Genomic DNA, 12,166 nt, shown 5'->3' on the forward strand with positions numbered 1-12,166 from the left:
TTACTCCTTCTCGACAATGGTCACTTGCGGGGTGCTGCGTGCGGGATGCCGCGCGTCTCAGAGGCGCGCGGCAAGGGGATCCAGCGTGCGCGCTGACAGTCCGAGCGCCTTTCCGATCATCTCCGAGGCCTTCAGTCCGGTGCCGGTGAGAACCGCCACCGTCGTCTCGCCCGGCCGGATGTCGCCCGCATCGAGCAGGTGCCCGAGCGCCGCGCCGACCGAGGCGCAGGTCGGCTCGACATAGAACCCCATGCCGGCCAGCGTGCGCAAGGCCGCGACGATCTCGTCCTCGCCGACCGACAGGATGCGGCCACCGGACTCGCGCACGGCGCGCAGGATCGAGCGGCCACGCGTCGGGCGCTGCGACGCGATGCCTTCGGCAAGCGTCGGTACCGGCACGATGTCCTTGTAGTCTTCCAGGCCCTCGTCGAACGCCTGCGCCAGCGGCGACACGTTGGCCGCCTGCACGCCGAAGATGCGCGGCATGCGGTCGGTTTCTCCGGCGCGCATCAGCTCGGCGAAGCCGCGCTCACAGCCGAGCACGTTCGCACCGTAGCCGACCGGGACGATCACGTTGTCCGGCAGCCGGAAGCCGAGCTGTTCCCAGAGCTCGTAGGCCAGCGTCTTGGTGCCCTCGAGGAAGTAAGGCTGCCGGTTGTGGCTCGCGTAGAACATCGACGAGGCTTCGCGCAGTGCGGCGTCGGCCACATCCTGCCGGGTGCCGGTCACCGCCACCACGTCTGCTCCGTGCGCGGCCATCTGGGCGATCTTCGGATAGGAGGCCGTTGCCGGCACCATGATCCGGCAGCGCATCCCGGCTGCGGCGGCATAGGTCGAGAGCGACGCGCCGGCGTTGCCGGACGAATCCTCGAGCACGTCCGTGATGCCATGCAGCTTCAGGTAGCTCACCATCGCAGTCATGCCGCGGTCCTTGAACGAACCGGTCGGCATCACGTACTCGAGCTTCCACAGCAGCTCTACACCCTTCCACGACCTGGGCAGCAGCGGCGTCCAGCCCTCGCCCAGCGTGACAGCACCTTCGTACGGCACGGCCATCGCGGCGGCATAACGCCACAGGGAGCGGCGAGACGGATCGATCCGGTCGCGCGTGATGCCTGGACACGTTTCCAGGTCGACGCCGTTGCCGTCGTCGGACTGCCAGCGTGGCATGTCGGACGGGTAGCGCTTCCCCGTGACGATATCGACGTAGTTCACTGCGCCGGCTCCTTCGGCGACCGGTCTTCCCGCTGGTCGCGCTCGCGTGCCGCCGGCGCGCGTGCAGCCGGATCGCCGAAGCCCCCGCCGCCCGGCGTGCAGACACGCAGCACGCTGTCCCGGGGCAATCGGACATCCGCTGCGGCCGACGGCAGCACGCGCTCGTCCGCACGGCCCGGGTTGAACACGAAGCGCCCGCGCAACCCAGGCTGGCCACCCTTCATCCCCTCGGCTTCGACATGCTGTCGCTCCGACGAAAGGCTGACCACGATGTCGTCGCCCAGTACCCGATAGTCGCGGATCACGCCCATGCCGCCGCGATACTCGCCCTCGCCCCCGGAGCCTTCCCACAGCGCATAGCGATCGACGCGGAACGGAAACGCATGCTCGAGCGCCTCCACCGGGAGGTTCGACGCGCCCGACGCGTGCACGCGAACCGCGTCCATGCCGTCGCGGTTCGAGCGCGCGCCCATGCCCCCTGCCACGGTCTCGTAATTGACGAAGTAGGTGCCGCTGCGCGGATCGCGGCCGGCCAGCACCATCAGGTGGTGCGGCCCGCTGGGCGCCAGCGCACGCACCGGCAGCGCCTGCGACAGCGCCTTGGCCACGACGTCGCCGAGCACCCCGCAGGAGATCGATCGGCAGCCGACCGCGGCTGGCGACTGCGGACCGACCACGCTGCCCTTCGGTGCAGCCGTGGTGATCGTCCGGTAGTAGCCGGCATTCGCAGGTACGTCCGGATCGAGCAGGCTCTTGGCGACCGTGTAGATCGTCGCCAGCAGCGCGCGCTCGGGGATGTTGCGCGCCGATTCGAGCTGCTTCGCGGAGCCGGCGAAATCGAAGTGCAGGCGGCCACCCTCGATCGTCATCGCCAGGCGGATCAGCGCGCGCTCGCCCTCGGCATTGCCGTCGAGGCAGTCCTCGGCATGGTAGGTACCCGCCGGCAGCCGCGCGATCGCTGCGGCAAAGCGGCGCTCGGTGAAGTCGAGGTAGCCGGCGATCGTGCGCGCGGTCTCTTCCGGACCGTAGCGCGCGATCAGCGTCTCGACGGCGCGCGTACCAACCAGGTTCGCCGCGAACTGCGCGCGCAGGTCGCCAAGACGCTCGTCCGGCGTGCGCGAGTTGAGCAGCACGATGTCGAGCACGTCGCGGTTGATCTCGCCGCCACGCATGATGCGCACCGGTGGCAGGCGCAGCCCTTCCTGGAAGATCGAGTTGCAGACCGCTGCCTCGCTGCCGGGCACCATGCCGCCGACATCGGCGTGGTGCGCGATGTTAGCGACGAAGGCGACGATCTCGCCACCGATGAACACCGGCGAGATCACGTTGATGTCGGGCAGGTGCGAGCCGCCGCCGTTGTACGGGTCGTTGGCCATGAACATGTCGCCCGGCAGGATGTTCTCGCGACCGTAACGCGAGAGTATCTCGTCGACCGCACCGACCATCGAGCCGAGGTGAATCGGCACCCGCTGCGCGAGCGCGATCACCTGGCCCTGCGCATCGAAGATCGCAGTGGAACAGTCGGCACGCTCCTTGATGTTCGGCGAGAAGGACGTGCGCATCAGCGTCGCACCCATCTCTTCCGCGGCGGCGAGCAGGTATCGCGCCATCACCTCGGCACGGATCGGATCGGGCGCCTGTACGGGCGCCCCCGGCTTGCGTTCATTGCTCATCACTGGACCTCGCCAAGCATCACATGCAGGTTTCCGGCGTCGTCGATCCGACAGCGCGCCGACGGCGGGATCACCGTGGTCGCATCCATCTGTTCCACGATCGCCGGTCCGTCGAACGCCATGCCCGGAACGAGGTGCGATCGATCGTACACCGGCGAACGCACGTAACCGCCAGCCGGGAACCAGACGTCGCGGCTGCCCGGCGTCCCGACCGGCGCCGATGCCACCGCCGAGAATGACGGCCGCGGCCGTGGCACGGTCAGCGCGAGGCGCAGGTTGACCAGTTCGACCGCCTGGTCGCGTATGTCGTAACCGTAGTACTCGCGATGGCGCTGGTGGAACGCCTCGACCAGCGCGGCCACCGAAGCTTCATCGAGCGATCCGCCCGACAGCGGCAAAACCAGTTCGAAGCTCTGGCCGACATAGCGCAGGTCGGCACTCCATTCGGACACCGAAGCGCCAGCGTCGGCGCGCTCCTCGGCCAGCCACGCCTCGCCGCGGCGGCGCAGTTCGGCGAAACCGGCATCGATCGCGCGCAACTGCGCCGGTGCGAGCACCACCAGCCGGGTCAGGCTGAAGTCGCCACGCTGGTCGGCCTGCAGCAGCCCTTCGGCAGACAGCAGCCCGGGCCGCGCCGGCACCAGCACATGGCGCATGCCCATCGCCATCGCGACTTCCACCGCATGCAGCGGCCCCGCCCCGCCGAAGGCGACCAGCGCGAAGTCGCGCGGGTCCTCGCCCTGCTCGATCGAGATCACGCGTACTGCGCCCATCATGTTCACGTTGACGATCTCGACCACGCCAGCGGCGGCCTGTACCGGGTCGACACTCAACTTGCGCGCAAGGTCTTCGACGGCTTCGCGTGCCTTGTCCGGATGCATCTTCATGCGGCCACCGAGCAACGACTCGGGGCTCAGGCGGCCGAGCACGACATTGGCATCGGTGACCGTGGGCTCCGTGCCACCACGCCCATAGGCGGCCGGCCCCGGATATGCACCGGCACTGCGCGGGCCGACCTTGAGCAGCCCGCCGGCATCGATCCAGGCGATGCTGCCGCCGCCCGCGCCTATGGTGTGGATGTCCAGCGTGCGCGTACGCACGGGATAGCCACCCATTTCCCGCTGGCTCTTCTTGGCCGGCTCGCCGTCCTTGATCAGGCACACATCGGTGCTGGTGCCGCCCATGTCGAAGGTGATCAGGTTGGGCAGGCCGATGCGGCTGCCGAGGCGGGCACTGCCGATCACCCCGCCGGCCGGACCGGAGAAGAAGGTGTTGATCGGCAGGCGCTTGACCGCAGCTGGCGTCACCGCACCGCCGTTGGACTGCATCACCCGCGGCGTGCGCGGCACGCCGAGTTCGCGTACGCCGGCCTCGAAGCGGTCGAGGTAGGTCGCCATGATCGGCATCAGGCTGGCGTTGACAAGCGTCGATGCGCAACGCTCGAATTCGCGGAACTCGGCCAGCACTTCGTACGACGCGCAGACTGCGGAACCGGGCCAGGCAGCCTCGATGATCGCGCGCGCGCGCGCCTCGTGCGCCGGGTTCTGGTACGAGTGCAGGAAGCAGATCGCGACCGACTGCACGCCAGCCTCCTTCAGCGCGGCCACCGCCGCATGCACGGTCGACTCGTCGAGCGGCGTGACCACGCGGCCTTCGACGTCGATGCGCTCGCTCACCTCCAGCCGGCAGTCGCGCGAGGCCGGCGGCACCGGCTTGACCTTGTCGAGGTTGAAGTAGTCGGGGCGCCGCTGCCGCGCGAGTTCGATCACGTCGCGGAAGCCGGCCGTGGTGACGAGTCCGGTCTTCGCCCACTTGCCCTCGAGCACCGCGTTGGTCGCCAGGGTCGTGCCGAGCACGAGGAATGCGACGTCGGCTGCGGCCACACCCGACAGGGCGAGCAGTTCGCGGATGCCGTCGTGGATGCCAGCAGCGGGGTCCGCGGTGCGCGTCGGGACCTTGTGGTACTCCCAGCGGCCGGCGGAAGGTTCCGCCAGCACCAGGTCGGTGAACGTGCCACCGGTGTCGATGCCAATCCAGTATCCAGCCATCTTGCGTCGCGCTGCCAGGGCAGCGGCTCCTCCCTCGTCGAACTGCCTGTGGACGAAAACTACAGCGCTTCGTATTCTTCAGGCAAATAGATCTTCCATCCCGATTCATAGGCTTGGTCAATGAATTTCAAGCTTCGCCAGCTGCAGGGCCTGCTCGCCCTTGCACGCACCGGATCGTTCAGCCGCGCGGCGGCGGACTCGTCGATGACCCAGCCGGCGTTTTCTCAGATGATCCGGGAACTGGAGACGGCGCTGGGCGTGCGCCTGTTCGACCGCACGACGCGCCGCGTCGACCTGACGGACGCCGGCCGCACGCTGGTCGGCCTGGTGCAACGACCGGTCGATGAACTCGCCGATGCCTGGCTCGACCTGCGCGGTGTGGCCGCCGGCACGCGCGGACGGATCGCGCTCGCACTGCTGCCATCGGCTGCGTTCGGCTTCGTCACCCGCGCGCTGGCCGCGTACCGGGCGCTTCACCCGCTGGTCCAGGTGACGCTGCGCGAAGAACAGAACGACGTATTGCTGCAGAAGGTGCGCGACCGCGAGGTCGACTTCGGCATCGGCATCCTGGCAGGCCGCGATCCGGAACTGGAGGCGACCGACCTGTTCGTCGACGAACTGGTCGCAGTGCTGGCGAGCGGGCATCCCCTGGCCGCGCGAACGACCCTGTCCTGGAAGGCGGTAGCGGCCGAGCCCCTGATCCTGCTGCCACGACCGTCGAGCGTCCGCCAACTGGTCGAGGCTTCGCTCGCTCGCCACCGTGCCGCGCGCGAGCCGGCGTTCGAAGTGGCGAACATGCTTACTGCGGCCAGCATGGCCCGCTCCGGGCTGGGCATCACCGTGCTGCCGTGGCTGGCGCTGGCCGAGATGCGCCAGGAAGGCCTCGAGGTGCGCCGCATCGGCGTGCCGCGCCCGCTGCGGCGGGTATCGATCGTCTGCCGTGCCGACCGGCGGCCAAGCCCTGCCGCGAGTGCGTTCCTCGCCCTGCTCGAAGACGGCCGCACCCGTTTCCTGCCGCAGGCACTGGCGGCTCCGCGGGGCTGATCCCTGTGTAAACTGTTCCGACGTGAACGCCCGGAAACGGAGCCTGCAATGGACACAATATTGACGCGGATGCTGAAGCACTCCCCGATAGCCAGGCTGGCTGTACCGATCGGCATGCTTTCCATCGCAGTAGCTGCCTGCACCGGGGCAGCCCATGCACAGGCACCCTTAGCCACTGGCTGGCCGACGAAGCCGGTACGGCTGATCGTCGACTTTCCGGCCGGCGGCGTGTCGGACACGATCGCACGCACGGTCGGCGGACGCTGGTCCGAAGGGCTCGGACAGCCGGTGGTGGTCGATCCGCGGCCAGGGGCGGGTGGGATGCTCGCCTACGGCCTGGGCATGCGCGCACAGCCCGACGGCCATACGATCTCGTTCGTCAGCGCGCCGTTCGTGCTGCTGGTCAGCCTTCACGAGAAACCGCAGTACACGGTGGCCGGGTTCGCGCCGATCGGGCTGATCGGGACAGCACCCAACGTGCTGGTGGCCTCGCCGAAGGTGCCGGCGCGCGGCGTCAAGGAACTGATCGGCTGGGCGAAGGGACGCAGCGATTCGGTCAACTTCGCCTCGGTAGGCATCGGCTCCAGCCCGCACCTGTCCGGCGAACTGTTCAACCAGGTCACTGGCGTACGCGCGACCCACGTGCCGTTCAACGGCAGCGGCCCTGCGATGAACGACCTGATGGCGGGAAGAGTCGACTTCATGTTCGTGAATCTGCCGTCCGCCGCGCCCCTGGTCAAAGCCGGCAAACTACAGTTGCTCGCCCTGGGCGGCGACCGGCGCATACCTGCCTACCCCGATACTGCGACCGTGGCCGAGTCGGGCTTTCCAGGCTTCCGGTCGATCGGCTTCTATGGCATTGCGGCACCCGCGGGCATCCCTGCGACCGCCGGGACCCGGTTGCGGCAGGAACTGGCCAGGGCGATCGTCGTGCCGGAAGTACGAGAGCGCCTGCAGGCGCTCGGCGTCGATCCCGCGGGCAGCGACGCGGGCGACTTCGGCGCATTCCTGTTGGATGAAACGCGGCGCTGGGAGCGCGTGGTGCGAGAAGCGAAGATACGCCTCGAGGTGCAATGAGCCCCTTCCACGCTACAGAACGGAAACGGACATGACGATCAGGATCCTTGCCAGCGACACCCTGCCCTACACGCCGCTCAGCCACGCCGTCTGCGTCAGCGCCGGCCCCTGGGTCTTCCTCAACGGCCTCGAGGCTACCGACGGAAGCCAGCGGCTGGATAGCCAGGTCGCGGGCGAGCCCGCCCTGCCCCTGCACGGTCTGCCGCGCCACCGGCGCGAAGGCGACTTCATCGCGCAACGGCTGAAGACGCTGCTCGACGGCGCAGGCACCTCGTTCCAGAACACGGTACGGCTCGACCAGTACTACCCGACCTGGCAGGCAGTCAACCCCTACCACCGTGCGCGCCGCGCGGCTTTCGGCGATTACATTCCACCGAGCACCTCGGTCGTGATGGGAGGCCTTCTGGCCGAGGGGGCCGGCATCTGCACGAACCTGATGGCGGTGCTGCCGGGTACCGGCCTCGAGCCGCAGCGGATCGACCCTCCGAAGGTAGACGCGCCAGTGTGGTCGGGCTTCGTGCCCGCGGCGACCGTCGGGGACTATGTGTTCGTGGCCGGCCAGATGGCGCGTGGCGACGATGGCCCCGACCCCCGCGCGCATGTGCCCAAGCACAGCCGCTGGGGCGGCTACGAGGCGCGCAAGCAGGCCGAGTTCGTGATCGACTACCGCCTGGCGCCGGCACTCTCTGCGGCGGGCGCTTCGTTTGAAGGGGCCCTCAAGGCGCAAGCCTACCTGCGCCACGCCGAGGACCTGCCGCATTTCCTCGAAGTCTGGAACGACCGCTTCGGTGCGCGCAAGGTCGCCCTCACGATCGTGCAGGCCGACGAGTTCGGCTTGGTGGATGGCAGCCTCGAGATCAACCTGGTCGGGCTGCGTGACCATGCGATCGCGCGCAAGCGGATACTCGACGTCGACATTCCGGCCGAAGCGACCTTCGGTGCGCCGGGTGTCCTCGGGGGCGACCTGCTGTTCGCCTCGGGGCTGATGGCCTGTGACCGGCAGGGCGCCGATGCGTCGATCGCCGCGGCGGCCGGTCTCGGCCACTTCGGCGCGCCAGCGCGCGCGGAGATGGCCTGCCTGCTGCAGCACGCGATGAAGATCTGCAGCGCAGCCGGAACCAGCGCGGCATCCATCACGCGGGCGATGCAGTTCCACACCGATCTGTCGGCGTTCCGCGACACCCTCGCGATGTGGGACGCGGTCGCCGACGTGCAATGCGTCCCCTACTGTGCGGTCAAGGCACCATCCCATCCCGTCCCGGGCTGCACCACCACGCTCGACTTCTGGGCCTGGGCCGGGGACTGACTCAACCTTCGACCTTCTCCACCACGCCGCTCTTCGTTGCCTTGAAGATGGCCTCGAGCGCGGAGATGTTGGCGACCATCTGCTCGCGCGGCACCGGGTACGGCGCGCGCCCTTCGGCCGCGTCGGCGAAGGCCTCGAGGTTGGCGAGCACGCCGGGCACCGGCGGGAACTCCTTGACCTCGCGCCGGCCGCCGCGGAAGCACTGGGTCATCGTCCAGCCTTCCGGCGCTTCCGGGTGGGTCTTGTCGCGCACCTCGATCCAGCCCTCGTTGCAGTAGATCGCGAAGCGGCCATCGAACGGCGTGGCCAGGATCGCGCTGATCAGCGCATGGCCACCGTTGCGGAACGACACCAGGATCGCCAGCGTGTCGCCGTTGACGAGATGGCTGCCGAGTTGCTTCACGCTGGCATACACATGGTCGGCTTCGCCGAACACGCCGACCGACAGGTCTAGCAGGTGGATGCCGGTGGCGGTCATCGGACCGGCCGGCGCTTCCTTGCCCGACAGGCGCCAGTTGTCTGCCGCGAGCGACAGGAACTTGTCCTGGCTGAAGTTGGCCTCGACCTGCAGCGGCTTGCCGAGCACGCCCGACTTCACGATCTGCATCATCTCGAGGATCGGCGGCTCGAACCGGCGCTCGTGGCCGACCGCCAGCGCGACGCCGGCCTTCTCGATCGCGGCCACTGCACGCAGCACGTCGGCGCGGGTCATCGACAGCGGCTTCTCGCAGAACACATGCTTGCCGGCCGCGGCAGCGGCGACGATCTGGTCGGTGTGCTGGGTGTGCGGCGTGCACAGCACGACCGCCTGGATCGACGGATCCGCCAGCACGTCTTCATAGCGGGTCACCACCTGCACGCCCTGCTCGCGCGCGAAATCGGCGATCGAGTCGGGGTTCACCTCGACCACCTTGCCGACGGTGATCTTCTTGCTGGTCTTGAGCAGCGGGACGATGATCTTGCCCCACCATCCCATGCCGACGACGGCTACGTTCAACATCGAGTTTCTCCTCAGGCAGCGCGGGCGGTCTTGCCCGACGCGATCGCGGCATTCACCGCGGGCATGACCTTCTCGGCCATCAGTTCCATCGAGCGCTTGCCCAGCGCCGGGTCTTTCCAGTCCAGGGATGCATAGACGAGCGTGCCGAAGTCGCCCACCTCCTCGCGGAAGGCGAGGATCTGGTCGACCACGCTGTCGACGGTGCCGGCGATGGTGAGCTTGCGGTTCACGTAATCCGCCGTGATCATCTCGTCGGGCATGCTCTGGTCGGCCTTGAACAGGTTGCCGCGGTTGCCGAAGCCCACCAGCTTGCGGATGAGCTGCTTGAAGTAGTGGTGGTAGGGGCCGTCCTCGCCATAGCCGTAGCGCTGTGCCGTGGCATCGTCGTCGGCGACGAAGACGCACTTGGCGACGCTCCAGTCGGCCGGGTCGGCCACCACGCCGATGTTCTTCTTGCCCTGCACGTAGCTGTCCCAGTGCGTCTTCACCCACTGCGGCAGCAGGAAGTTCGCCGAGATCGGCTTCCAGCCGCGCTCGGCCATCGCGACCACGCCCTTGGAGAACGGCGCCACCACGGTGCCGACGATCGGCGGATGCGGCTGCTGGTAGGGCTTGAGCATGATGCCGGTGCCGATCTCGGCGATCATCGTCTTCTCGGTGGTGACTTCCCAGAACTGGCCCTTGAGGTTGTACGGCGCCTCTCCGGCCCAGATGTCGAGCACCATGTTGATGCCTTCGACGAACATCGCCATGCGGTCGCGGCCGTAGTTGCCGAAGGCCTCGGCATCCGACATCAGGCCGCCGGGGCTGATGCCCATGATGAACCGACCTTCCAGGATGTTGTCGAGCATGGCCGCCTGCGAGGCGACGTGGGCCGGATGGCTGTTGGGCAGATTGATCGTGCCGGTGCCGAGCTTGATGTGTTTGGTGTCGTGGGCGAGGCTGGCGAGGAACATCATGCACGAGGTCACCGTCTCGGCGGCGTCGGTCACGTGCTCGCCGACGAAGGCTTCCGAGTAGCCGAGACGATCGGCCAGGATGATCGCCTCGCGGTCTTCCTTGAGCGACAGCGGCCACGGCTTGCCCACGGGGTGCAGCGGCATCATGAAGGTGGACAGTTTCATGCAGGTCTCCGTATGCGGATGTCTGTTGCGGATGGAAGTGGATCGAGGCGCGCCGCGCGCTCAGGCTGCCAACTGTATGGCGGTGCAGTAGCGGCCCTGGCTGTAGATCAGCGGCTCGCCTTCGCCGTAATGGGCGGCGAGCACGCGGCCGATCACGATCCGGTGGTCGCCGCAGGTGACCGTATCCTCGACGCGGCATTCGAACGTCGCGAGGCTGCCGGACAGCAGAGGTACGCCATCGAGCCCGTCCTCGATCGCAACGCCGGTGAACTTGTCGTCCGACGGGCGGCAGAAACGCTGCGACACCTCGTGCTGCGCGGTCGCGAGTACGTTGACCGCGAACGCGCAGCCCTTGCCGAACGCGGGCTCGGACGGCGAGCCGGCCCGCAGGTTCCAGAGGATCATCGCCGGCTCGAGCGACAGCGACGTGAACGAATTCACGGTCAGACCGGTACGCCGGCCATCGGGCAGCAACGCGGTGATCACGGTGACGCCGGTGGCGAAGCGGCCGAATGCGTCCCGGAGCTTGCGCTGGGATGCGATATCGCCGGTGGCGTCGCGGCTTAGGTCCAGGCGGGTCATCGGGGCTCCACGGTGAGGGCGAACAGGATCTTTCGACGGCGCACTGTAGCGATCGATTCGCATTACGCCAAATGATGATTCATAATCATGAGCATCCGTTTTCGTTATTCTTCGTACTTCCCAAGATCGCCCGCCTCGACACGGGAACCGTGCCCTCCCTGACTGCCATCCGCCTGTTCACCGCCGCGTACGAAGAGCGTTCGTTCTCGCGCGCCGCCGCGCGGGAGCACACCACCCAGCCAGCCGTATCTCAGCGGGTGCGTGCACTGGAGGACGAACTCGGGGTACGCCTGCTGGAGCGTTCGCCCTCGCAGGTCACGCCGACGGCGGCCGGCGACGCGTACTACCGGCGGGCGATCGACCTGCTGGCCACGCTGGAACAGGCCGGCCGCGATGCGCGAACCGTGGGCAGCGCGCTGTCCGGCGAGGTCCGGGTCGGGCTGATGCCCTCCCTCACCCGGTGCTGCCTCGCACCTGCGCTGGCCGCCTTCGGGCAGCGCCATCCGCAGGTCACGCTGAAGGTAACCGAAGCCTACAGCGGCGTGCTCACAGACCTGCTGCGCGCGGGCGAACTCGACTTCGCGATCGTTCCGGCATTCGACGCACCGGTCGGGATCCGCAGCCGCTTCCTCGCGCGTACGCCGGAACTGCTCGTGTCGCGTCCCGACGGGCGCTGGCCGGCCGGCGAACCGGTCGATGCAGCCCGGCTGCTCGAACTGCGGCTGATGGTACCTGCGCCGTTGAACACCCGCCGCCAGCGCATCGAGAGCTGGCTGGCTTCCAACGGTGCGACGGTCGCGCAGCGCCTGGAACTCGATTCGATGTACGGCACACTCGACATGATCGGCCGCAGCGACTGGGTCGCCATCCTGCCAGGCGCGATGCTCACGCCCGAGATCGCCGACGGCTCGCTGGCGGTCTGCCCGCTTCAGGCCCCGCCGTTCACGCTGGACCTGGTGGTGATCGAGGCGGCGCGGCGGCCTCCCCCGGCGGCAGCCGAGGCATTCCTGGCGGAACTGGCCGCACGCATCGAACCGCCGCCGCCCGGCACCACGCAGCCCTGGCACCAGGGCACGGGGCCGGCGGCGCCTTGATCG

Annotated in this window: 10 protein-coding genes; 4 read left to right on the forward strand and 6 right to left on the reverse strand. The window is 68.3% G+C overall.

Annotated elements, in window-relative coordinates:
• Positions 1–57: 57 nt before the first annotated feature.
• The 3 genes from ING98_09700 to ING98_09710 are packed head-to-tail and all read right to left on the reverse strand — an operon-like array spanning position 58 to position 4,936.
• The gene (locus ING98_09700) at positions 58–1,170 is read right to left on the reverse strand and encodes a threonine synthase (protein MCA3102136.1); all 1,113 of its coding nucleotides are present in this window, start codon (positions 1,168–1,170) and stop codon (positions 58–60) included.
• Between the two features lie 41 nt (positions 1,171–1,211).
• Positions 1,212–2,888 carry a hydantoinase B/oxoprolinase family protein gene (locus tag ING98_09705; GenBank protein MCA3102137.1) on the reverse strand — a complete coding sequence of 559 codons (1,677 nt, stop codon included), beginning with the start codon at positions 2,886–2,888 and terminating at the stop codon, positions 1,212–1,214.
• Positions 2,888–4,936, reverse strand: coding sequence for a hydantoinase/oxoprolinase family protein (locus tag ING98_09710; GenBank protein MCA3102138.1), 2,049 nt, complete (start codon positions 4,934–4,936; stop codon positions 2,888–2,890). The genes ING98_09705 and ING98_09710 overlap by 1 nt, the downstream gene beginning before the upstream one ends.
• A 120-nt stretch (positions 4,937–5,056) precedes the next feature.
• On the opposite strand from ING98_09710, the gene ING98_09715 reads away from it, so the two are divergent.
• From ING98_09715 to ING98_09725, 3 genes are read left to right on the forward strand one after another with little or no spacing between them, the layout of a single operon-like run.
• Entirely contained in the window at positions 5,057–5,980 is a 924-nt protein-coding gene (locus ING98_09715; GenBank protein MCA3102139.1) for a LysR family transcriptional regulator, read from the forward strand.
• A gap of 48 nt (positions 5,981–6,028) precedes the next feature.
• A complete protein-coding gene (locus ING98_09720; GenBank protein ID MCA3102140.1) occupies positions 6,029–7,057 on the forward strand; it encodes a tripartite tricarboxylate transporter substrate binding protein in 1,029 nt (342 codons plus the stop codon).
• A gap of 31 nt (positions 7,058–7,088) precedes the next feature.
• Entirely contained in the window at positions 7,089–8,363 is a 1,275-nt protein-coding gene (locus ING98_09725) for a hypothetical protein (GenBank protein ID MCA3102141.1), read from the forward strand.
• Between the two features lies 1 nt (position 8,364).
• Here ING98_09725 and ING98_09730 read toward each other — a convergent pair whose 3' ends face one another.
• Genes ING98_09730 through ING98_09740 form a run of 3 tightly spaced genes read right to left on the reverse strand, consistent with a single transcriptional unit; the run spans position 8,365 to position 11,069 of the window.
• Positions 8,365–9,363 carry a Gfo/Idh/MocA family oxidoreductase gene (locus tag ING98_09730; GenBank protein ID MCA3102142.1) on the reverse strand — a complete coding sequence of 333 codons (999 nt, stop codon included), beginning with the start codon at positions 9,361–9,363 and terminating at the stop codon, positions 8,365–8,367.
• A gap of 11 nt (positions 9,364–9,374) precedes the next feature.
• Positions 9,375–10,487 (reverse strand): LLM class flavin-dependent oxidoreductase, encoded by a 1,113-nt coding sequence (locus ING98_09735; protein ID MCA3102143.1) that lies wholly within the window; start codon positions 10,485–10,487, stop codon positions 9,375–9,377.
• Between the two features lie 60 nt (positions 10,488–10,547).
• The gene (locus tag ING98_09740; protein MCA3102144.1) at positions 10,548–11,069 is read right to left on the reverse strand and encodes a flavin reductase family protein; all 522 of its coding nucleotides are present in this window, start codon (positions 11,067–11,069) and stop codon (positions 10,548–10,550) included.
• A gap of 149 nt (positions 11,070–11,218) precedes the next feature.
• On the opposite strand from ING98_09740, the gene ING98_09745 reads away from it, so the two are divergent.
• Complete coding sequence (locus ING98_09745) at positions 11,219–12,163, forward strand: LysR family transcriptional regulator (GenBank protein MCA3102145.1); 945 nt, start codon at positions 11,219–11,221, stop codon at positions 12,161–12,163.
• Positions 12,164–12,166 lie beyond the last annotated feature (3 nt).

The organism is Rhodocyclaceae bacterium (assembly GCA_020248265.1).
Lineage (GTDB): Bacteria > Pseudomonadota > Gammaproteobacteria > Burkholderiales > CAIKXV01 > CAIKXV01.

Excerpts from the sequence above, each read along its gene's own strand:
- ING98_09700 (MCA3102136.1), bottom strand. The coding sequence starts at position 1,170 with ATGCCACGCTGGCAGTCCGACGACGGCAACGGCGTCGACCTGGAAACG.
- ING98_09740 (MCA3102144.1), bottom strand. The coding sequence starts at position 11,069 with ATGACCCGCCTGGACCTAAGCCGCGACGCCACCGGCGATATCGCATCC.
- ING98_09725 (MCA3102141.1), top strand. The coding sequence starts at position 7,089 with ATGACGATCAGGATCCTTGCCAGCGACACCCTGCCCTACACGCCGCTC.
- ING98_09735 (MCA3102143.1), bottom strand. The coding sequence starts at position 10,487 with ATGAAACTGTCCACCTTCATGATGCCGCTGCACCCCGTGGGCAAGCCG.
- ING98_09705 (MCA3102137.1), bottom strand. The coding sequence starts at position 2,888 with ATGAGCAATGAACGCAAGCCGGGGGCGCCCGTACAGGCGCCCGATCCG.
- ING98_09720 (MCA3102140.1), top strand. The coding sequence starts at position 6,029 with ATGGACACAATATTGACGCGGATGCTGAAGCACTCCCCGATAGCCAGG.
- ING98_09715 (MCA3102139.1), top strand. The coding sequence starts at position 5,057 with ATGAATTTCAAGCTTCGCCAGCTGCAGGGCCTGCTCGCCCTTGCACGC.
- ING98_09730 (MCA3102142.1), bottom strand. The coding sequence starts at position 9,363 with ATGTTGAACGTAGCCGTCGTCGGCATGGGATGGTGGGGCAAGATCATC.
- ING98_09710 (MCA3102138.1), bottom strand. The coding sequence starts at position 4,936 with ATGGCTGGATACTGGATTGGCATCGACACCGGTGGCACGTTCACCGAC.